Here is a 24,378-nt window from a genome sequence, read left to right as displayed (position 1 = left end):
ACCGATAGAAGTATGATTTTCCCAGTTTTTCAAATGGATAGATACAAATATCTAGCCAGAGATGTATGGATATTCTACAACCAAATATGAAATATTTATCTCAATTTATCGTCTTTAACAACCTTTCGTAATATTTAGCGAAATAATTGATATATGACTCATATTTGATTTGGGAAAAAAATCAGTACACCCAGTTCAGCCTTCTTTCCTACTCCCTACTCCCTGCCTAAACAACTAGATTCAGGAGTCAAACCCTATTCCTATAGTTGTTGTCGAGACCTTGTATACCAAGTCTTGAGATCATTTTTAGAGTTCAGTTTCGCCTAAAATTGCTAGAGCCATCCTCCATGATTTATCAACATCTCACTCTCTTAATTTCCCAAATCCTGATATAGCTGTAACCCACCCTACTGAATATTTACTTTATAAACAGCCTTTGAATCAACAATAGTATGAATTAGCAGGCCATTGGCCAAGATGGAGGTAAGACAGTCAAACGGCTCAAGCTGATGATGCAAAATATTTGTTTACAACTCTCACTAATGGCTGAGGACAGGCATTAACAGGCTCATTTACAATGATAGTGAGCTTAAATCAGGCTTTTTTGCTTAGAGATTATTAAGCTGTTAATTACTAATCATAAAGATAGTGTAATTAATTAATTATTAATAATCAAGTTTATTTTCATAAGTGATTTAACTCATAATTACAAAAGTTGAGTTTGTTACCGAAAAACATGCTGGAAAGAGTGATTAATATATTACTAGTGGAGGATGATGAAGTTGATGTCATGAATGTCAAGCGGGCATTTAAAAAAGTTAATATTACTAATCCACTGTATCTAGCAACTAATGGTTTAGAAGCTCTCGAAATGTTGCGTAACGATTATGGTCAAAACCCAAGTGTACCAACAGAGCGTCGCTTGATTTTATTAGATTTAAATATGCCAAAAATGAGCGGTATCGAATTTCTGCAAGAATTACGTTCTGATCCAAAATTATGTACCACGCCTGTAGTAGTGATGACTACCTCAAATCAGGATCAAGATAGGGTACAAGCCTACAACTTAAACGTTGCTGGCTATATCCTTAAACCAGTCACATTCAATAAATTTGTCGAGACAATGGCTACCTTGAATAAATACTGGGTATTGTGCGAAATACCTTAAACAACTAAAACCTGATAGGAAATATGTATAAGATGGATTTTCTTTAAACAAAGACTAATAATCAGAGTCAAAATAATTACCGAATTGAGATATTATTTTGTTAATCAATATAATAATGTCCACTAAAGATGTTTCTTTAATTCGTATATCCAAACCTGTAACTCAAATCTCAAACTTTTTATTTGGATAGACAGAAAATAAAAATGATAGACATTAAACCGCATTGGACAGCGAAAATAAAAACAAATGGAAGAAACGCTGAGAATTTTGGTTGTAGACGATGATGAAGTAGACCGGATGGCAGTACGCCGTGCCTTGATGCAAGCAGGTGTCAAAATGGAACTGTCAGAGGCTGGTAATGGCCATGAAGCACTGTTAGCATTGGCGAGTATCACCTTTGATTGTGTTTTCCTAGATTATCGCTTGCCAGATCAAGATGGTTTAACACTGATTCGTCGGGTACAAGCATCAGAAATCAAAGTTCCTTTAGTGGTTTTGACAGCACAAGGTGATGAACAAATCGCAGTCGAGTTGATGAAAGCTGGCGCGACAGATTATCTGGCAAAATCACGGGTATCTTCAGAAATCTTGGCACAAATTTTACGCAATGCTATGCGAGTATATCGTGCTGAAATGCAAGCAAATTTAGCACTACAACAGTTAAAAGAAAGTAACGAACAACTCATCCGCAAAAATCAAGAACTCGAAAGACAAAGACAACAAATTCAAATCCAAAATTTAAAATTAATCGAAGCATCACGGTTAAAAACCCAGTTTTTAGCTACAATGTCTCATGAATTACGGACACCAATGAATGCAATTATTGGGTTTTCGCAAATTTTATTGCGACCAAAATTCGGGCAATTATCGCCTCAACAAACCGATATGGTCGAGCGCATTCTGAATAATGGCAAGCATTTATTAATGTTATTAAATGAAGTTCTAGATTTTTCTAAATTAGAAGCAGGTAGACTGGAACTAAAAGCCGAATTATTTGATGTAACGACAGTGATCAATAGCACTGTCAAAGAAATGCAATCTCTAGCAGAAGCGAAAAAATTAGATTTGCAAGTCGAGATAGATTTAGAAAATCCTTGGGTATTTAATGACTCGGTACGTGTGCGGCAAATTTTAGTAAATTTGCTGTCAAATGCAATTAAGTTTACCGAAACAGGTTCTATCTGGCTAGAAGTGGAAGAACTGCCAGAAAATCGGATAGCGATCGCAGTTCGTGATACAGGTATTGGTATCGCTCCCAAAGATTTTCAGCATATTTTTGAAGCCTTTCGCCAAGTTGATCAAAGCCTCACACGGAAATATCCAGGTACAGGCTTGGGTTTGGCAATTGTCGATTCCTTGGTGCGAATGATGAATGGCCAAATCTTGATCGAGAGTCAATTGGGAATCGGTTCGATGTTTAAAGTCGAGTTACCCCGACAAATATTAGCCAAAGAGATAGCCGGAAAAATCCCGGCTTTAAATGTTGATGGTGAACATATTTTTTTCTCGGCGCATAATCCCCATAAGTCTTCTCCCCCATCTCGTCGTTCATCGATGAGGTATCCCAACCTCAAACTATAAATCCCTAGCACAAAAGTAAATTAGTCATGTCTGTTGTGGAAAAGTCTCAAAAAGTTGATCGCATTCTTGCCGTTGATGACACTAAAGATAACCTGATCTTAGTGCAGACAATTTTAGAAAGTGAAGGCTATCACATCGATTTAGCAACTGACGGTAAATCTGCTTTAGAATATGTCGAAAAATCTCCGCCAGACTTGATTTTGCTGGATGTGATGATGCCAGGGATGGATGGTTATGAAGTGACAGATCGCATTCGCAAGAACCCAGCAATTAAAGTTTATATTCCCATTCTGCTGATTACAGCCTTTCATGAATCTAGTGTAGTAGAGGGACTAGATGCAGGTGCAGATGATTTTATTCGCAAACCTTTTGATACAGATGAACTACTAGCAAGAGTGCGATCGCTTTTGCGACTCAAGCGCAGTTTAGACGAACAAGATAAAATGGCTCGTCAACGGGAAGACTTTGTATCGCGTCTTACCCATGACTTGCGTACTCCCTTGGTAGCCGCAGATCGAATGCTGGGGTTGTTTCTTGAAGAAACATTCTGCAAAATTTCGCCGGAAATGAAACAAGCCATCTCCGTGATGATTCGCAGCAACAAAAACTTAATGCAAATGGTCAATACCTTGTTAGAAGTGTCTCGTATGGATGCAGGGAAAAAGACCTTCAACGATGATGTTTGCAACTTACCCGAAATCATACAAGAAGTAGTCAGCGAGTTAGCACCCCTGGCGAGTGAGAAAAATTTAAATGTCACAGTAGACAGCAGTGGTTTAGCCAACAATCCCACAAATCTCGGAGTGGTGATGGGTGATCCTTTAGAACTGCGCCGTGTGTTCAACAACCTCTTGGGTAACGCCATCAAATTTACCGATACAGGCAAAATTACAATTCGGATTTCCGAACAAGCAGACAACCCCCAAGGCAAAACCTGGGTAATCATCACCGTGGAAGATACAGGTTATGGTATCGCCCCCGAAGACCAAGCAGGTATATTCGAGCGATTTCGTCAAGGGAGAAATAAACGCTCTGGTAGCGGTTTAGGGTTGCATCTTTCATACAGAATTGCTGAAGCTCACGGTGGTGATATTACCGTTGCTTCCGAACTGGGTAAAGGCAGTGTGTTTACAGTGCGACTACCAAAAATCTAAGCAAAGTGCTGAGTTATGATTCAGACTTCAGCCTTGTTTTCCTACTCCCTAGCCTCTAGCCGCTCATCATTGGAACAAGGCTCTAATTTTCCCTTCAAAAGACGGCGAACCACACTTTCTAAATCTTCAATCAAAAATGGCTTGCTAATGTAGTCATCAAATCCCGCCTTGAGAATGCGTTCTTTGTCTTCTCTGGTGGCTAAAGCCGTTACTGCGAGTACGGGAATTTTATGAGTTAGGGGATTTTCCTTGAGATAACGTACAACTTCAATGCCACTGAAACTAGGTAACAAAATATCTAACATGATCAAGTCTGGCTGATACTCTTTAGCCACCAACAATGTTGAGGAACTGTCTGATTGACAGATAAATTGACAGCCAAGTGACTCAAGAGCATAACTAATCAGCAACAGATTATCATCATTATCTTCCACTGCCAAAATTAAAGGCTGCTGAGAGTGCTGCTGCTTGCTATCACTGATGAATGAATGTGCTAGATACATCTTTTCTCCAGAAAAATCAATGGGGATTTATCGTCTCTGGTGATTTTGCAGACGAGCCATCCCACAAGGGATAGGATGGAGGGACTTGAGAATTGCGTTCAGATTATTTTTTGCCAGTTGAGTTATGAGTACAGTCTATCTACAATCTTAAATTCAATGTCTCAAATTGACAGACTTTTATAGGTTGAGCAGACACTTTTTGATTATACGCAAAATTACATAATTTTTTGGCAAGAGCTTATCATAATTTGATATAAAAAAATTTAATTTAGGCTATGGTCTATGGTGAGGCGATCGCTATCACAATTAAAAATACAAACTTATAGGTATAAATGAGTAAGGAGTTAGGAGTAATGAATAATGAGTTAGTAGAAATACTCATTACTTATCAGGACTTACGCAAAATTATGAAAAAACGTAGACGCGTTCTTCGGCTACCCGCAGAGTAGGAAAAAAGTTATGAGATTTTGAGAGATTTCTTACGTAAGTCCTATACTCACTACTCATACCAATTCGCAATTCGCAGGCTCGCTAACGCAATTAAGAAATCTAGCTCAAGTAAGACTTTCCTGATTTATATCTGTCGCATTCTTATTTCAAATGGGTATCACTACTCACTACTCATTACTCACTCCACTTCGTCCCATAAAGTTTAAAGGGTGCAAAGGTTTTGAACACCCTTACACCCTTACACCCTGTGATACCCCTAAACTTAATATTGCGGCTGAGTCTCAGGCGTTGGCGGATTTTGATTATAAGCTTCTGCTTCCGGGTTCGGCACGGCTTCTGGGGTTGGCGCAGGATTTGTTTGCGGTGGCGGATTATTATTTGTCACAGCAACTTTGAATTTCGGCATTTTATATATTTTTGCCAAAGCTTCAATCAACGAAAAATCATAGACGCTCAGAGCTTTATCATCGTAACAATTAGGAGCATCGGGAGATTTAGTCATCATCTCCGGTACAAGACTTGTGAGTGCTTCGGGAACATTCTGAATGTTTTCTGTATATCTCATCTGCTCGGTTGTGATGTGTGCAAAACACAAAGCTCGAATCTTTAGAGCGTCCTTGTCAGAAATTTTCAGATAGTTCAACTCATCCAAATTAGACTTGTAAAGACCCGCTACAGCTTCAGTCCAATAACGCTGACGATATTCTTCATCCGAAGCTGCATTCTCTTTGGGAGATACGTGTAAATCTCTAACTGCGGCGATCAGTGCATCATTTGTGCGAGCTAATTGCGTCAAATTCAATAACTCTTTGTTGAGTTTTTCGGGAGTTTGCTCATTTTTAGCTAACAATTTGAAGATTTTCAGCAAAGCACGCTGGTTAAAAAGATGAGCTTGTCTGAAGTTTTCATCAGTGATTGAAGGTTGAATTCTAGAATCAGGTGGATTTTTGAGAAAGAAATCTACCATACTGAGCCGCGCATAGCGAGTCATACCTTCAATATTGTCCAGAGCCGCCGCTTTTTTGTAATATTCTTTCGCTTTGACTAAATCTCCTAAATGTTCCGCAGAATCTCCTAAACCAATTTCTACTTTTGCTTTGTCTTCATCACTACTAATGAATTTTTTTGCTTGGAGAAAACTATCTTGAGCTTTCAGCCAATTAGTATTATGTAAATATCCTTGTCCTTGAGCAATATAAACTTTTCCCCAGGCGGGTAATGATGCAGCGACAGAACCTGTAATAGCCGTCATTCCCGCCGCGATCGCTAAGGCTGTAGGTGCTTGTTTGGTGGGGGGTAACTGTAAGTTAGTAAAGAGTTTTTCGAGGGTTTTTCGACCACCACTAGTCAAAGCTGCTGCGCCACCTGCACCTAAACCAATGACTTGCAATACCGCCGCCATGTTTTGTGATAAGTCGGCTTGTTGAGTTTCTTGTCCTTCAACCTTCTGGAAAAATACTTGGCTACTATAAGCTGTAAACGCTGCACCAATACCTAGACAAAGCACAGCCAAAGTATTGAGTAACCAGTCACGGCGTGTCCCTGGTTCTTCTTCCGAACCAACGATCGCAGGTTTGAGTTCCCACCACCAGCGATTTTGGCGTTTTAAGCTATCTTTCCATTGTTTGATTTGGTTATCTTTGTTGAAATCAAGACGATATTGTTTTAATTTGTTGTCTAAAGCAATGAGTTGTCTGGCTAGTTTTTCGGGGACGGGTTTATTGCGATAGGCTTGTTCTAAAGCTTCTTCTACTCCATCACGCGCCAAGAGTGTTTCTAAAAGTTGATCAGAAGAAGGTGGTTTACTAGTTGCAACGATTTCAACTGTTTTTTCGTAACGTGCGATCGCTTCATTCGGTAACGGAACAGAACGGGTAAAAGACCACCACCAACTCATTTCCGGTGGTTTCAGGTTGTTTTTCCATTCATCAACAATATCATCGTTAGCAAAAGACCAAGATTGCGCTTTTAACCGCTTGTCTAATTCAATGATTTTTTCGGTTAAATGACGTGGTGGTTGTTGTTGCTTATTCCAAGCTTTTTCCACTGCGTCCCGCGCTAGTAGTACTTCTAAGAGTTCTTCCGAAGTCGCTGTTGGTGGAGATTCCATCTCCTCTAAAGCTGCTGCGTAACGTTGGATAGCTTGTGCTGGTAGTGGTTCTGTATCGCTGAGTTCCCACCACCAAGTATTAGGTGTAGTTTTACTTAAGCTGATTTTCCAGTACTCTAATTTACCATCTTTAGTAATTACATCGGCGAGCGATCGCAAACTTTCATCCAAATCAATGACAATTTTAGCGATATGCTCTGGTAAAGGTTGATTATCACGGGAAGTTTCAATTGCGTCCCGTGCTAGTAATACTTCTAAAATTTGTTCTTGAGTCGGATGGGGAAGCGCGGCTGACAATGCAGAGATAGCTTGTTGATAGCGTTTTGCCACTTGGATTGGTGACATCGCTAACGGATATTTTAAATGCCACCACCACATATTCGGCGGTGCATTTAAGCTATCTTTCCATTGTGCTAATTCATCATCTTCACTCAGCACTTTGGCTTGTGCTTTCAGGCGCTCATCTAAACTTAATAACCTCGCGTAACTACTACCAGTGGGGTTTTGATCAATTTGCCTCTTCTTCTCTACCCCATCACGCGCTACTAATACAGTCACTTTTTGGTCAAATGTTGCTTGTAAAGGCGCTTCTTCTAATGCAATTAAAGCTTCCTCATAAACATCAAGTGCTATATCTAATTGCGATTTTGCTGATACTGAAGGTTGTCCATTTGTATGAACCATTATTTGGATATTCCTTGACTAAGCTATATTTGTATGAGCGATTTTTATGTTTTTATATACTCTGCATTTCTTCTACTTCATCACAAGCATCCGTCTTCAAAACATCACAAATATTAGTGCCACCGCAACGATGACACTAATATCTATATTTGCCACAGTAAATGCTTTACCTTTTATTTTTTATTGTGCTGCCAAAATCAGAATAAAGGTACATCACCTCTCAAGTTATTCGTTAAAAATCCTAGTTATTTAGCAGCCTTGGTTCATTAACGCATACCAAGTGTTAGGGCCGACAACACCATCAGCCACCAGACCATTAGACATTTGAAAGTGTCGGACAGCATTTTCTGTCATCGGGCCAAATATACCATCAGCAGAGATAGAATAGCCCAATGCTTGTAAAGTTTGCTGCACCATATATACATCGCCTGTCTCACAGCCTTGTTGCAAAAAATAACCTGGATAAGACATTTTCTCTCCTATGCTTAAAATGCGCTTTTTTTGACAAGTATTTATGACTAATGATGTTATTTACATCCCTGTTACAGAGATAGTAAAATACTTGATTAATCACAAACTTTGACTGATGACAAATTCCAAATTTCACCACCAAATCCTATCAAGCTAACTCGATATAAATTTGAAATTGTGAATTAATTGGGAATTTCATTTTTGAGAAATTAAGTATATTTTTGTTCGCCAATCAGCGAATGTCATCAGTTAAACTACGCAAGAAATGTATGGCGTAACATATTGCAATTTATTAAGCTAGTGGCTGGTTTTTCAACTTACACAAAACTAACTTAGCGATCAGAATAGAAAAAACTCGGTTAAAAAACTTAAGATGGATAAATTTTTGGCATCAGCCCCACAATGAATGGGTTTTTAGCTTTGCTAGTATTCTAAAATGACCAAATGCCTTGTTAATTTATAGCTTTCGAGAGGATACACCATGACTATTTGGGTAAATGAGCAAATTGATCCATCGGGTATGATATATGCCTGCATTGCTTGTTGTAATGAGTCTCAAGCCAAAGATTGTCATGAGTCGTTTGAAAAAAATTTGACAGAGCAACAAAAAACAGATGGTTGGATAGCTAGATTACGGATAGTTGATTCTTGGGATGAAGTACCAGTTAATGCTTTAAAGCTCAATTGAGGCGAGAGGTTAGAGGTTAGGAGCTAGAGGCTAGTGAGAATCACGGCTGACGCAGAAAGTCTGCTTGTTGAGACAGGGGGTAAGGGTTTTGCTCATTTATACACTTATACCCCTACATCCCTGAACCATCTTTAAATCTCATCTGGATTAATGCCCAACTCCCGCAACCTTTGTGCTAGTCTCTCAGCACGTTCCTTTTCTTGCTGCACTAACTCCTCTGGTGTAGGTAATCTCTGTCCAACTTCGTCATACCAATACAACCACTCGCGCGTCCTTCCCAGATAAGTACCGCGTTCTCTACCAAGTGCTAAATTAATTTCTGGTATCCACACCCGTGAACCTGGTTGTAAGATGTATTCACTATTTTCTAAACGATAAACTTCTAAAGGTTCTCGTTTACGCCGATATCTCCGGTTGGGGACGTAAATTGCATAATATAAAATGCCTAACTTCGCGTAGTCGATTTTTTTCTTTTCGTATTCGCCGCCGTAGGTTTGTGAAACAACTTCTAAGGCAAAAATAGGAACAATACCATCTTCTTCCCAGAGAACATAGCTTAAACGTCCCTCTTCACCAATAAAACGTTCTACACCTATGCTGAGAAACCCATCAGGTACTAATTGCGGAGTTTCGGGTGCATAATAAATCCCCATATCAACGCCGAAAAACCAATCGGTGCGTTGACTCCAGACTAAAGCTAAAATAGCTTCTAGTAAATTGGGAATCAGGTTTTGTAGTTCGTTATCCACTGGCGTATCATCAGAGTCGGGTAATTCTGCCGAGGACGGAAGGCAGCTGAGGGGGTTGTACTGTACCATGAAAATCCTCAGTTAAATTAGGTGATTATATTTTAAGGTTAAAATAATCAAGCCTTTGAGAATACCTCACTTTCACCCGAATTTCTCACGTATGGGTAGCGGGTGTGGGGAGAGAGGGGAGTGTGGGGAGTGTGGGGGGAAAGATTTCTTCACTATCCTCCCACCCTTCCCACACCCCTGTATTTCTCACAAGAGAGAAATCCAGGTCTCAGCAGTCGCGTTTTGCCTGTCACAGATAACATTTATATATGAATGCTACACAAGAACAATTAAAAGTTAAATTTGAGCAGGCGATGGTTGCTGCTTTTGGTGATGAATACGCCACAGTAGATCCGATTTTAGTACCTGCGGGTAATCCGAAATTTGGTGATTATCAAGCGAATGTGGCTTTATCCCTGAGTAAAAAATTAGGACAGCAACCAAGAGCGATCGCTGCTGCTATAGTTGACAAGTTAGATGTTGCCCAAATCTGCGAATCACCAGAAATTGCTGGCCCCGGTTTTATTAACCTCAGACTTAAAACCGCTTACCTAGAAGCACAACTCAAAGCAATTCACGCCGACTCCCGGTTAGGTGTTCCCCCAGCGAAAACGCCACAGCGAGAAATTGTTGATTTTTCCAGTCCGAACATTGCCAAAGAAATGCACGTCGGACATTTGCGTTCCACCATTATTGGTGATTCTATCGCCCGGATTTTGGAATTTCGCGGACATGATGTTTTGCGGTTAAATCATGTGGGTGATTGGGGTACACAATTCGGAATGCTCATCACTTACCTGCGAGAAGTTTACCCCCAAGCGTTAACCACCGCCAACGCCTTAGATATCGGCGATTTAGTCAGCTTTTACCGCCAAGCAAAACAGCGTTTTGATGCTGATGAAACCTTCCAAGAAGCAGCACGCCAAGAAGTCGTGAGATTACAAGCAGGCGCAGAAGATACAATTCATGCGTGGAAACTGCTGTGTGAACAATCCCGCAAAGAATTTCAGGTTATTTATGACTTGCTGGATATCCATATCAATGAACGCGGCGAATCTTTTTACAACCCCTTATTACCCAAAATTGTGGAAGATTTAGCCGACTCTGGCTTACTTGTAGAAGATCAAGGCGCAAAAGTTGTTTTTTTAGAAGGCTATACCAACAGAGAAGGTGAACCGTTACCATTAATTGTGCAGAAATCCGATGGTGGTTATAACTACGCCACCACAGATTTAGCTGCATTGCGCTACCGCATTCAACAAGATGCAGCCAAACGCATCATTTATGTAACCGATGCGGGACAAAGTAATCACTTTGCTCAATTTTTCCAAGTTGCACGCAAAGCTGGTTGGATTCCTGATGATGTGGAACTAGTGCATGTTCCCTTTGGTTTGGTGTTAGGGGAAGATGGCAAAAAATTCAAAACCCGTTCTGGAGATACTGTCCGGTTACGAGATTTGCTCGATGAAGCAATTATCCGCGCTCGTGCTGACTTAGAAAAGAGATTACAAGCAGATGAGCGTACAGAAACAACAGAATTTATTGCCAATGTTGCCCAAATTATTGGTATTAGCGCCGTTAAGTATGCTGACTTGAGCCAAAACCGCACCAGTAACTACATCTTCAGCTATGACAAAATGCTGGATCTCAAAGGCAATACAGCCCCTTATATGCTTTACGCCTACGCTCGAATTCAAGGTATTAGCCGCAAGGGTGGAATTAACTTTGAAGAATTAGGTGATCAAGCACAACTTGTATTAGAGCATGAAACTGAATTTGCTCTTGCCAAGTATTTACTGCAATTGGGCGAAGTGATTAGTACTGTGGAACAAGACTTGTTACCAAATCGTTTATGTGAATATCTATACGAATTGAGTAAAAAGTTTAATGTGTTCTACGATCGCAATCATGGAGTTAGGGTATTAGACGCAGAAGAACCACAGCGCACATCCCGTTTAGTATTGTGCGATTTAACCGCCAGAACTTTAAAACTTGGATTATCGCTGTTGGGAATTCAAGTATTAGAGAGAATGTAGGTTACAAAGGGAGTAGGAAGTGGGGAGTAGGAAATAAACCTTGTTAATCTTTGGCAGAAAAATGACGTTTTCAAAGCGTAAATGTACGCGGGAGTAAAATTTTCACCTTCTGCCTCTGGTTGGTGAATCTCGACTTCGCTCGATTACCGCGTAGCCGAACCGCCGCCTTCTTCTTCACCTTCACCTAATTTTCAAGATGCAATGTGTGAGCCTACTGTATCATGAAAAAGATTAAGCGGTGGCAATGAGGTGGAGGCTGTTCAATTTCGGGTGGCATATATCTGCTCATTCAGGATTTAGGACTCAAAACGCAGAACATCTATGTTAGCAGGCAAAATTTTGCAGGGTGGAAAATATACCCTCACCCAAGAAATCGGACATGGTGGCTTTGGTATTACCTTTAAAGCTACACATCACTACTTAGGTCAAGATGTAGTGGTGAAAACTATTAACGAACGCTTGCGGCAACATCCAGATTTTGCCAAGTTCGAGCGCCAATTCCAAGATGAAGCTAGAAGACTAGCTACTTGTATCCATCCCAATATTGTGCGGGTAAGTGACTTTTTTATTGAAGATGGTCTACCCTACATGGTGATGGAATACATTCCTGGGGAAACTTTGGGCAATGCTTTTGTCCTACCAGGGATACCCTTACCGGAAGCCACAGCTATTCACTACATCCGCCAAATTGGTGCAGCCCTACAAGTAGTCCACAATAATGGTTTGCTCCACCGCGATATCAAACCAGATAATATTATTCTCCGCCAAGGCACTCAAGAAGTAATATTAATTGATTTTGGGATTTCACGAGAATTTAATAGTGGTGTCAAACAAACTCACACCGGCATAGTTTCCGAAGGCTACGCACCCATTGAACAATACTTGACACAAGCGCCGCGCACCCCGGCTACAGATGTTTATGGTTTGGCAGCAACCTTGTATGCTTTGTTAACAGCACAGGTTCCCATGCCAGCATTATTGCGCGATCGCGAAAAAATGGCATCTCCCAAAGAATTACAACCCCATCTGAGTGCCGCCGTCAATCAAGCTGTGATGCGCGGTATGGCGGTTGATTCTCGCTTCCGTCCCTCAACCGTGGCTGAATGGTTACAACTACTACCGGGTAGTGAGAGCAAGAATATTACCCAAAGCGTTGCCACTAATACAGTCGCCACCGTTGATTTATCAATGCAGCCAGGACGAGGAGTTTTTGGCAAGAAACACAAGGAATATCGGACAAAAAACCCGATGGCAGCCTTGACTAAAACACTCGCAGGGTCTAAAGCCTTAGTTGGTGTAGGTGTGGCTTTATTTGCCGCGAGTGCGGGTTTTGGCATCACTAATTTATTGTCTTCCCATAACAAGCCAAATTCATCCGCCACACCCCTGTTTACTAACCCAGTCACACAATCAAGAGACAATAATTCTAATACCGAGGGTTCACAGTCAACGGCGGAAGCAAATAACACTAACAAAAATACCCAAACAACCACTGCAACCGAATCAGCGTATATTTCCAAACGCCGCCGACAAAACCGCCCAGCACCTACACCACAAGCCACAACCAACAGCAACCCAACCTCAGAAAATACTGCCGCCACCAACTCCGAAACTTCGTCTCAGCAAAATCCCGAACAAGCATCTGTTACACCGAATACCTTACCGACACCATCATTAGTAGATAAACTGAGAGCCTATCGTTCTAATCGAGAAGTTAATCGGGAAAGTGCAACCAAGCGATCGCCAAATAATACCCCACCTGCCACCACCAATCAAACTACACCCAATCCATCAAGCAAGCGATCGAATCCTGTGGTGATACCAGTACCACCACCTACCACAGAATCAAAAAGCCCAGATTCTTCGGCTGTAGTTGTCCCAACTGTAGAAAATAAGCAAAATTCTGCTCCTGACAGCCCATCCCCAAAAGATGAAAAGTCAACAACAGAAAGTAACACTAGTAACTAAGTACCAGTTGTGAACACAAGGATTTTGACTCAGCACTCAGCACTTTCAACTCATCACTCTACTTAAGGGTTTAAGGTAAAAACGCTATCATCTGGTGACGGTGTAGGGGCAGGGATAACAAAGGGTAATATCTGGGGGGGTTCAGATGTAGTCGCAGCGTTAGATGGTTGCAACTGTCCAAAACGAATGAAAACACCAATTCCCAAGCCAAAACAAAAGCAAAAACTAATAAAACCAAAAGAAAGTAATTGCATCAATTTTTGGTTGGCCATAATGCACTCCTCAAAAGATGGTATTAGTTTACTGCAACAAAACCGGAACTTGGCAAGGATGTAAGGGCAAAATCAAGTCAAAAGTAAAAAGTTCAAAGTCAAAAATTCTCTGATTTTTGACTTCCGCATAGAGGTGTTCAAGACCCTTCCCTTTTACCCCTTCACCGTTCGGCTGAAGCTCACGGCGAAGCCCTCAAACCCCTTCACCCAATCTCCACAGACAATCTTGGAGCGTAAGTAGTTTACTATGGACAATGAATAATTGACCATTGACCATTGACTTATGACAAATCAAACTCCGATTCCGGTGATTATTAACGGTGCTGCTGGCAAAATGGGTCGTGAGGTAGTCAAAGCAGTCGCCCAAGCACCTGATTTAACTCTGATGGGTGCAATTGACCGTAACCCCGAACTTCAAGGTAAAGATGCTGGGGAACTTGCTGGTTTAAGTGAACCTTTAGAAGTACCAATTACTGACCAATTAGAACCGATGTTAGGGTACGTGGCGGGTGAGCGACAGCTACCACCAGGAGTCATAGTAGACTTTACCCACCCTGATTCAGTTTATGACAATGTACGGAGTGCGATCGCCTATGGCATTCGTCCGGTTGTCGGAACTACAGGCTTAAGTCCCGAACAAATTCAAAATTTAGCCGACTTCGCCGAAAAAGCCAGTACTGGCTGCTTGATTATTCCTAATTTCTCCATTGGGATGGTGTTACTCCAACAAGCCGCCGTCACCGCATCACAATATTTTGACCATGTAGAAATTATCGAATTGCATCACAACCAAAAAGCTGATGCACCCAGTGGTACAGCAATTCAAACTGCTCAGTTACTAGCAGAACTCGGTAAAACTTTTAACCCAGCAATTGTCCATGAAACCGAGAAAATACCGGGAGCCAGAGGCAGCCTAGCCGATGAAGGAATTAGAATTCATAGCGTACGCTTGCCAGGATTAATTGCCCATCAAGAAGTAATTTTTGGTGCTGCTGGTCAAATTTATACCTTACGCCATGATACAAGCGATCGCGCCTGCTATATGCCTGGAGTGTTACTGGCAATTCGCAAAGTCTCACAGTTAAAGTCGTTAGTGTATGGTTTAGAAAAGATACTTTAAAAGAAGAATTCAGAATGCAGAATCCAGAATATTCTGACTCCTGAATTCTGACTCCTTGTTAAACACTAGCACTCAACACCCAGCACCCATGCTTGTTCCACTGACTCGCCAGAAATTTGAACAAATTATCCCCCTCATTGCTACTGGTCAGCAGTACAAGTACTACTGGGGGAAATTTTCTAATTTTTTACAGCGACTATTAGTTTCGGTAGTTTCTGTAGTTGTGGTTTTACTAGTGAAAGCCCTGTTTGGGCTGGATTTTGGCCCCCTCCTATTTTTCTTGGGGGTTATTGGGGCGATGTTTTGGCTGTGGTACCCAGTGTTCCAAGCCAGTATTCGGAATGCCAAATGTCGTCGTTATAAGTACAGTGGCTTTTTCCGGGGACGCATATTAGATTGGTGGATTACAGATAGATTGATGGGTAAACAAGAAACTGTTAACAGCAAAGGCGAATTGGTAATTGTTGAAAACCGGGAGAAACGAATAAATCTAGAGGTAGGTGACGATACAGGGTTTAGCGTTGAGTTAGATGCACCTCTGCGGCCTTATCATAAAGCGATCGCCCGTGGTCAAATAGCGGAAATGATTGTTATGTCGAACCGTGCCGATTTAGGCACCATTGAAGATTTCAGCGATGTTTACATTCCCAGCCGCGACATCTGGGTTAACGATTATCCCTATCTCCGCCGAGACTTCTTTTCAGAAGCCAGCCGCCGCATCCGCGAAGACCAACAAGATAGACCACGGCGAAGGCGGCGGAAAACAGAGTGAAGTATGAAGTATGAAATTTAATATTTCTCCTTCTGCCTCCTGCCTTCTCCTAACTTCCCCGACTCGCATTCTGTCCGTAAGCTTGCCAAGCTAAATCTACCAATCCATCAACAACAGCAGCAGCAACAACGGCATTTCCTTTACGACTTTCAATAGTAATATAGGGAACTAGAGAATCTTGCAGGCGGCTTTTATCAGTATCTACATCAATAAATCCGACTGGAGTCGCAATAATTAAAGCTGGGCGAATTTCTTCCGCTTCAATTAAATCTATTAGTGCTGTTAGTGCTGTCTGTGCCTGACCAACTACAAAAATGCCCTCTGGATAACGTTTGGCGAGAGTTTCAATTCCCCATGCTGCCAGTGTTTTTTCCTTTTGCGGACGTGTGACAGTTTCCATGCTGCAATAGACTGGGTTAGCAAACGTGCTTTGGATGTCGGAAGCAATACCTACTTGTACCATTGGGACATCTACTACGATTGTGGTGCGTGCTGCTAATGCTGCTGCACCAGCTTGTAAAGCATGTTCCGAAAACCGAATTAAAGATTTATATTCAAAGTCAGCAGTGGCGTATATCACCCGCCTCACAATTTCATACTCTGCGGGTGAAAAGACATGATCGCCAATTTCACTGTCGATGATTGCTAAACTTTGAGCATCAGTTACGTGCCATTCCATCACTATTCAGCGCCGATATACCAGCTTTCAGCTTATCAGCTAAGAGTGAATGCTGAGTCAAAATCAACAGGACTTCCACACTAGGTTATCATTTCAGGCTGGTGTAAGGGTGTAGGTGTTCTAAACCCTTACACCCTTTGTGATAACTACCAACAATCACAACTCCGCACTCGAAGAAGGACGGCTGAACACAGGGGATAGGTAAGCCACTAAAGCACCAATAAAAAAGCCAGAAATATTTCGCACTAGGGGTAGCCAATCACTAGTGCGCGTTACTACTGGCCCAATACCGAAGGCGATAAACAAAATTCCCCATAATGGCGAGAAAATTAACGCCCATTGCCAAGCAACAATTTGTTTGTCATTGCGGGGTTGGGCAGCAAATCCACAAATTATCCCACCAATGACTGAGGTAACTAGGGTGAGAATCCACTGTTCTCTGGGTAGTCCAGGTACAACGTTACAACCGCCTTTGAGTAAGCAGCCTTTAACTGAGTTGAGGGCTTGTAAAATTGCTTGGTCTTCGCCTTGTTCTCGCACAAAGTACAAGTTACCAAAACGAGTTTGTAATTCTATCCAAAATGTCCGGGGTAAAAGCTCATAAACGTCATCGCCCACACTAAAGCTGAGAATGTTACCGCCACGAGAATCTGCAACTAGCAGGATACTTTTATCATCTAAACCCCAATAATTGATCACTGCTCGACCAGGGGTGCGATCGTACTGAGTTAATACGCGCAGTTTCCAGCCAGTATCGGTTTCAAATTGCTTGATATCTGAAACTAGCTTGTCTTCCTGAATATCAGTCAGAGTTTTCGCTAAGTCAATAACCGGAGTTTGGAAGTTAGGTAATAAATCAGGATTGTCATAAGCCAGTGCTGCGGAAGGATTTGTTAACCAAATTGACCCAGCCACCAAAAATATGCCAATAGATACTAAAATTCGTCGCCAAAAACAAGACTGCATGGATTCTCTTATACAAATATCAACACTAAAAGTGAACAAGTTGTTTTAAAAAGTAGGAGAGAAAAGTGATACTTCTTTACACTTGTTTACTTTACTCTAATATTAGGGTCGAGGAAAAGTGGGAATTCAGGGGTGGGGAGTGGGGAGTAGGAAATGAGGCAGAAGTGCAGGGTGCAGGGGGCGGGGGGAAAAAGAAAAATACTCGACTAGACGAGGGTTGAGCGAAGCGATGCACTGAGCTTGCCGAGGTGTCGAAACCCGATAATCTTCAGTTAGGTTTAATTTAGTCCTTCTATTCATAGACCATGATAGCGATCGCTATTTTTTGCTTCAGTATTTTGGAATGCGAAAATTTCAATTCCTACTTACTCTGTAAACAAAGGTCTTGCTTGTTGGGTTGACTGCAACTTGGCTTCTAAGGTGTTCCAATCTTCTTGTTCAATCAAGTTAATAACTTCATTAATGTTGTGGCGATATTGTTGCAATGAACTCAACAAGGCTTGGCGATTATATTTTGCCATCATCACTCCCAACTCAGGGTTGCCACCACCGACTCGGCTGGTATCTCGGAACCCAGAACTAGCTAAATTTTGCGCTAATTGTAAAACTGCGGGGTCAGTTTCACCCATACAAGCAGTAATTAAAGCGGCACTTAGCATCACAGGTAAATGGGAAATCCAACTAACGGCGCGGTCATGTTGGGCTGGTTGACAGTGGTAAATTTTTGCGCCCAGCGATCGCACAATCTCCTCTAAAATAGCGATCGCATCTTGGGGTGTATGGGTATCTGGTGTGAGTACGTAAGGTCTATCGACAAATAAATTTTTTTGCGCCGCCTCTATGCCACTATCAGCCGTTCCCGCCATTGGATGACCGCCCACAAACCGTTCCCACATCGGTGAAATTGCCTCGACTATAGGTGCCTTCACCGAACCCACATCAGTAATAATCGTAGCGGGAGAAAGATGTGTAATTAACTGCTCAACTTGGGGAACAATAAGGGCGATAGGCGTACAAATAAAAATTACGTCTGCGGCTGCTAACAAACTCATTTCCACAGATGCCTCATCCACACTGCCAAGGGCTACAGCTGTTTGACAGGTAGATTCCCGGCGACTGACCCCCAAGAGATGATGACCTTGCGATCGCAAATCATAACCCAAAGAACCGCCTATCAATCCCAAACCCAAAATACCAATATTCATAAATTTAGACAGTTTATTTTTATGTACATTTTAGGGGCTAAGGATTGAGAAGAAGCAAGGGAGACAAGGAGCAGGGGACAAGGGGAAAATTTTCTCCCCTCTGCTCCCTACTCCCTGCCCCATTTCCTACTCCCCACTCCCCACTCCCTATTCCCTTAACTTTGTATGGGTAGCATCAATGACTGTAGAGGAATTACTCGAACAATACGCAGCAGGGGTTACAGATTTTAGCGGAGTCGAACTTGGCGAAGCGAACCTGAGTGGTGTCAAACTCAATGGTATCAACCTGAGTCATGCTAATTTGAGTGTCGTTAATCTCAGTGGGGCAAATCTCAGCGAGGCTAATTTGAGCCATGCTAAGTTGAATGTCGCCCGACTGAGTGGCGTGAATTTCGTGGGTACAATCATGAATCACGCTAGTTTGAATGTGGCAAACTTGATTCGTTCTGACCTCAGCCGCGCTCAATTGCGTGGTGCTTCTTTAGTACGTGCGGAGTTAATTCGGGCAGACCTGAGTCGCGCTGACTTATTTGAAGCTAATCTCAGTAATGCTGACTTACGTGAAGCCACCCTACGTAAAGCCAATCTTCGCCGCGCTAACTTGCATGAAACAATCTTAAAAGGTTGTACCTTAGCTGGTGCGAACTTAGAGATGGCGAACTTAAACGCCGCCGACTTACACCGTAGCGACCTCAGTGGTGCTAACTTACGTGATGCAGAATTGAAACAGGCAAATCTCACCCATGCTAACCTCAGTGGGGCTGATTTAAGTGGCGCAAACCTGCGTTGGGCTGATTTGAGTGGCGCAAACCTCAGTTGGGCTGATTTAAGCGGTGCAAAATTGAGTGGTGCGACCTTGATGGGGGCAAACTTGAGCAATGCTAATTTAACCAATACAAGTTTTGTCCATGCCAACTTAACAGAGGCGACATTAATTAAAGCCGAATGGGTTGGTGCTGATTTAACAGGCGCAACCTTAACTGGGGCAAAACTGCATTCTGCGTCTCGGTTTGGGTTAAAAACAGAAGGAATGATTTGTGAATGGGTTGATCTTAGTCCAAAAGGCGATCGCTCGATCATCCAAAAATTTGAAGCCGACGACCCACGGGAATTTTTTAACGAAACCCCCCCAACCATTAGAATTATCGTCGATGCAGCCTTAGAACCAGAAGCGAACTTTGCCCTTGCGGGTGCTTATTTCCACATTGCTCAAGAATATCGCATCATCAAACAACCCCCCAGCATGGAAATTGGCCGTCGCCGGACTGTATTCACATTTCGAGTAGACAGCGATGAAGCTTTATTACCTACAGCCTGTTTGGCAATTCTCCCCTTTAGAGATGCGACTAATACCCACAAAAGCATTTATCAAGTGGTAGAGATTCTGAATAAAAAAGATGTACCTGACTTAGACATCAAAATCTCCCATCAGGTGAAGACACTGACCACACTCATCGAAGAAGCTATTAGTCAGGCGCAAACCATTCGGCAAATGAAAAAAAATCTGGAACTAGCAGCAAAATTAAATTTCTTTCGAGCGCCTACGCAAACAATCTTAACTAATACCAGCGCCCAAACCCTGACAGTATATGATAACCCCTACTTTGGGAAAAAATTTATTCATACCTCGCAACTCGATGCCGCATTTTTAGCAGATAAATCCTCTGATACTGCCACAATTGCATCACTTTCGTTAAATATAGTTGTAGATTTTCTCAAAAGCTTTCACTATATCAATGAATAAAGAAAAACTCAAACGAATTTTTGGAGGTAGCAAATGCGTGATACCTTTAACAAAATGGTTGGTCGGACTCGCTATGTAGTCTCTCGGTTATTTATTCACTTGGGTGGGTCAGATGTTGCGCCAATTTTAGGTGTATTAAATCGTGGAGCGAGAGATGCGATCGATTCTGAAGGCGATATGCAGGTTTTAGGAGAATCATTAGTCGAACTGAGCGAAACCCTTCTGCGCTACGATCAAGATTGGATGTCTGCTGCCAACGAAGGCGACGTATTTTGGAGTGAAGGCGAAGCAGGTGATTATGTCAACGAGTTATTTACTGACTCGGCCGAAAGGTACGGTGCTGATATTGATTGGGATTCTCCTTCTGGGTTTGATGAACCTTTATCTATTCCAGTTACCCGCAATGTTGTGGTGATGATTACCGTCGCTTTGGAAGGTGAAGTACCAGAGTTAGAAACCGACCTATCGAATATTCGCGCACTCAAAGAAGGGTTAAAAGCCCTGATTAATCTGCACTACAAAAACAAATTCAGAGCCATTCAAGTACATTTTTCGCCAGCACAGCTAGGCGATGAACTGAGCAACGATGAATTGTTGCAATATTACCCAGAATTGATACCTTTGTAAGTTGTTGGGTTGTCCGCACACCAACCATTTTAAGAAGTTGTTAAGCTCGGAGATAAGACAATACTGCAATGATCATGACCATATTACGTAAATTTACAGTTGTTGTTTTAGCCTTGAGTTTGTGTATAACAACTGTTGCCTGTGGCGGTGGAGAGCAAACTACTCCTACAGGCCGGAATGTTAGCCAAACTTCTACTGCCACCAAATTAACTGATGGTCAGTATCAAGTACAACAGGCTACCTATGACGATGGAACGGGAGAATATACACTGTTTTTACTAAACAGCACACCTCCCACCTTTACAACCGAAAACTTGCAAATGGCCAGGCTGACTGATGACGAAATTAAAGCAGGTAAAAAATCTTACCTGAAAGTAGAAAAAGGCCAGCCAGCTTTATACCTGACAGAAGACTTCAAAATTGAGTACGTCCACAACGTAACTCAAACCCAAACTAACCCCCAAACAGGAAGACAAGAAACGGTTGTCGTTCGACAAGAAAACAGTTTTTGGTCGCCCTTTGCTGGTTCTCTGGCTGGGAGTATAGCAGGTCAAGCAATTGGTAGTCTGTTATTTAGACCCCAATATTATGTACCCCCTGTTTATCAACCAGGCGGATTAAATGGTTTTGGTGGTTATGGTTCTAGCTACGACCAAGCAGTTAGCAGTTACCGCAGCCGCTATAATGCACCACCCGCAGCAGTAAGAAATCGTACAGCTTTCCGTACTACAGGCAATATTAGAAACACCTATCCCAGTGGTTCTAACGTCCGCAGCACAACCCCAACAAGAACTACAAATCGTCCTAGTGGTTCTGGTTATGGCGCTAGTGAACTGCAACCATCAGGCAAATCGAGTACTACTAGACGTAATTCCGGTAGTAGTTTTGGTAGTGGTGGCCGGAGTCGGACTCCCAGCCGTAGCGGTGGTTTTGGTAGTAGACGACGTTAATTAATTGAATTAATTTTAAATTTGTGTAGGTTGGATTTTTGCTGGCTTTTTGTAGGGTACTGAGTAAAATCCAATCTACGCATTTTTTAGCTGATTTTTTCAGTTGAATTACAAATTCAAAATTTATACCAACCCAGATTGAAAAATTTGATTTGGAGTCAGATGTAATTCAGGAAAAGTTTGGGAGATAATGGCATCGCTATCTCTAAACTTACTAATCTGATATTCTCCATCAACTAAATTACAAACAGAGATTGTCGGTTGTTTGGGATTACCAATAAAATTACGTCCACCCAACGGCTGGTGTTGCTGTGGAACATTGGGAAGGAGAGGTTAACCGACATGAATGATTTGTGTTACCCTAGTAGAGTTGTCTAAATTCCGCACATCCAGGAGTTCGGGTGTTTTCTTTTGGGAAAATACACCTGGGTGGAGGTTTAACCCGAATAGGAGTTAAGAATATATGCCAGTCGTTTCATTGGCTCAAATGATGGAGTCAGGGGTTCACTTTGGGCATCAAACCCGTCGCTGGAACCCAAAAATGTCCCCGTACATTTACACTGCCCGCAATGGTGTACATATCATCGACTTGGTGCAAACAGCCCAGTTGATGGATAACGCGTACAACTATATGAGAACCCAAGCGGAGCAAGGTAAGAAATTCTTGTTTGTTGGTACGAAGCGTCAAGCAGCAGGAATTATTGCTCAAGAAGCATCTCGTTGTGGCGCTCACTATATTAACCAGCGTTGGTTGGGTGGAATGCTCACCAACTGGTCAACTATTAAAACACGGGTAGAAAGGCTGAAAGATTTAGAACGCCGGGAAGAAAACGGTGCTTTAGATTTGTTGCCGAAAAAAGAAGCTTCGATGCTGCGTCGGGAAATGGCGAAGCTACAAAAATACCTGGGTGGGATTAAAACCATGCGGAAAGTCCCTGATGTGGTGATCATTGTAGACCAACGCCGGGAATATAACGCAGTTCAAGAATGTCAAAAACTGTCAATTCCCATTGTGTCTATGTTGGATACCAACTGCGACCCAGATGTAGTTGATATTCCTATCCCAGCAAATGATGATGCTATTAGATCCATTAAGCTGATAGTTGGCAAGTTGGCAGATGCAATTTATGAAGGTCGTCATGGCCAACTGGATGTAGAAGAAGAATACGACGATTACGAAGGCGCTGAGGAAGATTACGATTACGACGAAAGTGATTACTCAGACTCGTTAATTCCTGACGACGAAGACGAAGAAGAATAAAGTATGAAGGATAAAGTATGAAGTATGAAATTTTATTTTTCATACTTCATACTTCTCACTTCAGACTTCAGAGTGTCTTCACTTTCTGAGTAAGATAGAAATACTCAACGCCCGTAAGCGATAAAAACTCTAGGTCAAGTTAGGAATTGAGGCAACATGGCGGACATATCTGCAAAACTCGTCCAAGAGCTACGCCAAAAAACTGGTGCCGGCATGATGGACTGCAAGAAGGCGCTAAAAGAAAATGACGGCGACATCGAACAAGCGATAGATTGGCTACGTAAAAAAGGTATCACTTCTGCGGGCACAAAAAGCGATCGCATTGCAGCTGAAGGTCTAGTAGACACCTACATTCAAGCTGATGGCAAAGTAGGTGTACTAATAGAAGTTAACTGCCAAACAGATTTCGTGGCTCGCAATGAAGCTTTTAAATCTTTGGTTAAGAGCCTAGCACAGCAAGCAGCCACTGCTGAAAGTGTTGAGTCTTTACTGGCTCAACCTTACATTGGAGATAAGAGCGTAACTGTAGATGAATTCATCAAGCAAACCATTGCTACACTCGGTGAAAATATCCAAGTACGTCGTTTTGTCAACTTTACAGTAGCAGGCGGTAAAACCGGAGTAGTAGATAGCTATATTCACACTGGCGGTCGTGTTGGTGTATTAGTTGAGCTAGAATCTGCCTCTGAGTCGGCTGCGGGTAACGAAGAATTCAAAGGGTTGGCACGGAACGTTGCTATGCAAGTTGCAGCTTGTCCCAACGTTGAGTATGTCAGCGTAGACCAAATCCCAGCCGAAGTTGTCCAAAAAGAAAAGGACATCGAAATGGGCAAGGATGATTTGGCAAACAAACCAGAGAGCATCCGAGAAAAGATTGTTCAAGGACGAATTGAAAAACGTCTTAAAGAAATAGCTTTGCTCGATCAGCCTTATATCCGCGACCAAAGTATTTCTGTTGAAGAATTGGTCAAGCAAGTCAAGGCTAAAGTCGGTGCAGAAGTAACAGTTAGCCGCTTTGTGCGCTACATCCTCGGCGAAGGTATTGAAAAACAAGAAACTAACTTTGCTGATGAAGTTGCAGCTCAAATCGGGGCGAAGTAATTTGGTTTTTAGTCATTAGTTATTGGTCATTGGTCATTAGTTATGAACAAATGACCAATAACTTTTTTAAG

21 protein-coding genes and 1 pseudogene are annotated in these 24,378 nt (G+C 42.1%); 13 read left to right on the top strand and 9 right to left on the bottom strand.

Annotation, left to right across the window (positions count from 1 at the left end):
- Nucleotides 1-736: 736 nt before the first annotated feature.
- The 3 genes from H6G79_RS14550 to H6G79_RS14540 all read left to right on the top strand — a co-directional run bounded on the left by H6G79_RS14550 (nt 737) and on the right by H6G79_RS14540 (nt 3,903).
- Complete coding sequence (locus tag H6G79_RS14550; RefSeq protein ID WP_190589604.1) at nt 737-1,168, top strand: response regulator; 432 nt, start codon at nt 737-739, stop codon at nt 1,166-1,168.
- Between the two features lie 246 nt (nt 1,169-1,414).
- Nucleotides 1,415-2,749, top strand: coding sequence for an ATP-binding protein (locus H6G79_RS14545; RefSeq protein ID WP_190589605.1), 1,335 nt, complete (start codon nt 1,415-1,417; stop codon nt 2,747-2,749).
- 26 nt (nt 2,750-2,775) lie between these two features.
- Complete coding sequence (locus H6G79_RS14540) at nt 2,776-3,903, top strand: hybrid sensor histidine kinase/response regulator (RefSeq protein ID WP_190589606.1); 1,128 nt, start codon at nt 2,776-2,778, stop codon at nt 3,901-3,903.
- Nucleotides 3,904-3,944: 41 nt separating this feature from the next.
- On the opposite strand, the gene H6G79_RS14535 is transcribed toward H6G79_RS14540, so the two are convergent.
- The 3 genes from H6G79_RS14535 to H6G79_RS37330 form a co-directional block, all read right to left on the bottom strand.
- Nucleotides 3,945-4,406 carry a response regulator gene (locus H6G79_RS14535; protein ID WP_190589607.1) on the bottom strand — a complete coding sequence of 154 codons (462 nt, stop codon included), beginning with the start codon at nt 4,404-4,406 and terminating at the stop codon, nt 3,945-3,947.
- A gap of 712 nt (nt 4,407-5,118) precedes the next feature.
- Complete coding sequence (locus H6G79_RS14530) at nt 5,119-7,650, bottom strand: hypothetical protein (protein ID WP_190589608.1); 2,532 nt, start codon at nt 7,648-7,650, stop codon at nt 5,119-5,121.
- Nucleotides 7,651-7,899: 249 nt separating this feature from the next.
- Nucleotides 7,900-8,121, bottom strand: coding sequence for a peptidoglycan-binding domain-containing protein (locus H6G79_RS37330; RefSeq protein ID WP_190589609.1), 222 nt, complete (start codon nt 8,119-8,121; stop codon nt 7,900-7,902).
- A 481-nt stretch (nt 8,122-8,602) separates the two neighbouring features.
- On the opposite strand from H6G79_RS37330, the gene H6G79_RS14520 reads away from it, so the two are divergent.
- Nucleotides 8,603-8,809, top strand: a complete 207-nt coding sequence (locus tag H6G79_RS14520) for a glycogen debranching protein (protein WP_190589610.1) — start codon at nt 8,603-8,605, stop codon at nt 8,807-8,809.
- 131 nt (nt 8,810-8,940) lie between these two features.
- Here the strand turns inward: H6G79_RS14520 and H6G79_RS14515 are convergent, their stop codons facing one another.
- Nucleotides 8,941-9,627: a Uma2 family endonuclease gene (locus tag H6G79_RS14515; RefSeq protein ID WP_190589611.1), complete on the bottom strand. Its 687-nt coding sequence runs from the start codon at nt 9,625-9,627 to the stop codon at nt 8,941-8,943.
- 248 nt (nt 9,628-9,875) lie between these two features.
- On the opposite strand from H6G79_RS14515, the gene argS reads away from it, so the two are divergent.
- Nucleotides 9,876-11,642, top strand: coding sequence for an arginine--tRNA ligase (argS, locus tag H6G79_RS14510; protein ID WP_190589612.1), 1,767 nt, complete (start codon nt 9,876-9,878; stop codon nt 11,640-11,642).
- Between the two features lie 321 nt (nt 11,643-11,963).
- Nucleotides 11,964-13,610, top strand: coding sequence for a serine/threonine protein kinase (locus H6G79_RS14505; protein ID WP_190589613.1), 1,647 nt, complete (start codon nt 11,964-11,966; stop codon nt 13,608-13,610).
- Nucleotides 13,611-13,672: 62 nt separating this feature from the next.
- On the opposite strand, the gene H6G79_RS14500 is transcribed toward H6G79_RS14505, so the two are convergent.
- On the bottom strand, nt 13,673-13,882 hold the full coding sequence (locus tag H6G79_RS14500) for a capsule biosynthesis protein (protein WP_190589614.1): 210 nt from the start codon (nt 13,880-13,882) through the stop codon (nt 13,673-13,675).
- A gap of 283 nt (nt 13,883-14,165) precedes the next feature.
- Between H6G79_RS14500 and dapB the strand changes: the two genes are divergently transcribed.
- Both dapB and H6G79_RS14490 read left to right on the top strand, forming a co-directional pair.
- Nucleotides 14,166-15,002, top strand: coding sequence for a 4-hydroxy-tetrahydrodipicolinate reductase (gene dapB / locus H6G79_RS14495; RefSeq protein WP_190589615.1), 837 nt, complete (start codon nt 14,166-14,168; stop codon nt 15,000-15,002).
- A gap of 88 nt (nt 15,003-15,090) precedes the next feature.
- Complete coding sequence (locus tag H6G79_RS14490) at nt 15,091-15,774, top strand: phosphate ABC transporter permease (protein WP_190589616.1); 684 nt, start codon at nt 15,091-15,093, stop codon at nt 15,772-15,774.
- Between the two features lie 49 nt (nt 15,775-15,823).
- On the opposite strand, the gene H6G79_RS14485 is transcribed toward H6G79_RS14490, so the two are convergent.
- The 3 genes from H6G79_RS14485 to H6G79_RS14475 all read right to left on the bottom strand — a co-directional run bounded on the left by H6G79_RS14485 (nt 15,824) and on the right by H6G79_RS14475 (nt 18,624).
- Nucleotides 15,824-16,453, bottom strand: a complete 630-nt coding sequence (locus H6G79_RS14485) for a precorrin-8X methylmutase (protein WP_190589617.1) — start codon at nt 16,451-16,453, stop codon at nt 15,824-15,826.
- Between the two features lie 156 nt (nt 16,454-16,609).
- On the bottom strand, nt 16,610-17,419 hold the full coding sequence (locus tag H6G79_RS14480; RefSeq protein ID WP_190589618.1) for a TPM domain-containing protein: 810 nt from the start codon (nt 17,417-17,419) through the stop codon (nt 16,610-16,612).
- Nucleotides 17,420-17,784: 365 nt separating this feature from the next.
- Nucleotides 17,785-18,624: a prephenate/arogenate dehydrogenase gene (locus tag H6G79_RS14475; RefSeq protein WP_190589619.1), complete on the bottom strand. Its 840-nt coding sequence runs from the start codon at nt 18,622-18,624 to the stop codon at nt 17,785-17,787.
- Nucleotides 18,625-18,802: 178 nt separating this feature from the next.
- Here H6G79_RS14475 and H6G79_RS14470 point away from each other — a divergent pair, with 178 nt between their 5' ends.
- The 3 genes from H6G79_RS14470 to H6G79_RS14460 all read left to right on the top strand — a co-directional run bounded on the left by H6G79_RS14470 (nt 18,803) and on the right by H6G79_RS14460 (nt 21,945).
- The gene (locus H6G79_RS14470; protein WP_190589620.1) at nt 18,803-20,368 is read left to right on the top strand and encodes a pentapeptide repeat-containing protein; all 1,566 of its coding nucleotides are present in this window, start codon (nt 18,803-18,805) and stop codon (nt 20,366-20,368) included.
- Between the two features lie 33 nt (nt 20,369-20,401).
- Entirely contained in the window at nt 20,402-20,995 is a 594-nt protein-coding gene (locus H6G79_RS14465) for a DUF1517 domain-containing protein (RefSeq protein WP_190589621.1), read from the top strand.
- Between the two features lie 68 nt (nt 20,996-21,063).
- Complete coding sequence (locus tag H6G79_RS14460; RefSeq protein ID WP_190589622.1) at nt 21,064-21,945, top strand: hypothetical protein; 882 nt, start codon at nt 21,064-21,066, stop codon at nt 21,943-21,945.
- A gap of 123 nt (nt 21,946-22,068) precedes the next feature.
- Here the strand turns inward: H6G79_RS14460 and H6G79_RS14455 are convergent.
- Nucleotides 22,069-22,242 (bottom strand): annotated as a pseudogene (locus tag H6G79_RS14455) (Uma2 family endonuclease); the annotation flags it as partial.
- A 166-nt stretch (nt 22,243-22,408) separates the two neighbouring features.
- Here H6G79_RS14455 and rpsB point away from each other — a divergent pair.
- Together rpsB and tsf are read left to right on the top strand one after the other, a co-directional pair.
- Nucleotides 22,409-23,206: a 30S ribosomal protein S2 gene (rpsB, locus tag H6G79_RS14450; RefSeq protein WP_190589623.1), complete on the top strand. Its 798-nt coding sequence runs from the start codon at nt 22,409-22,411 to the stop codon at nt 23,204-23,206.
- A gap of 156 nt (nt 23,207-23,362) precedes the next feature.
- Nucleotides 23,363-24,307, top strand: coding sequence for a translation elongation factor Ts (gene tsf / locus H6G79_RS14445; protein WP_190589624.1), 945 nt, complete (start codon nt 23,363-23,365; stop codon nt 24,305-24,307).
- The last annotated feature ends 71 nt before the right edge of the window (nt 24,308-24,378 follow it).

It is taken from the genome of Anabaena sp. FACHB-83, from assembly GCF_014697485.1.
Classification (GTDB): Bacteria; Cyanobacteriota; Cyanobacteriia; order Cyanobacteriales; family Nostocaceae; genus Nostoc_B.
Note: the sequence above shows the minus strand (reverse complement) of the source record. Positions and strands in the feature narration are given on the sequence as shown.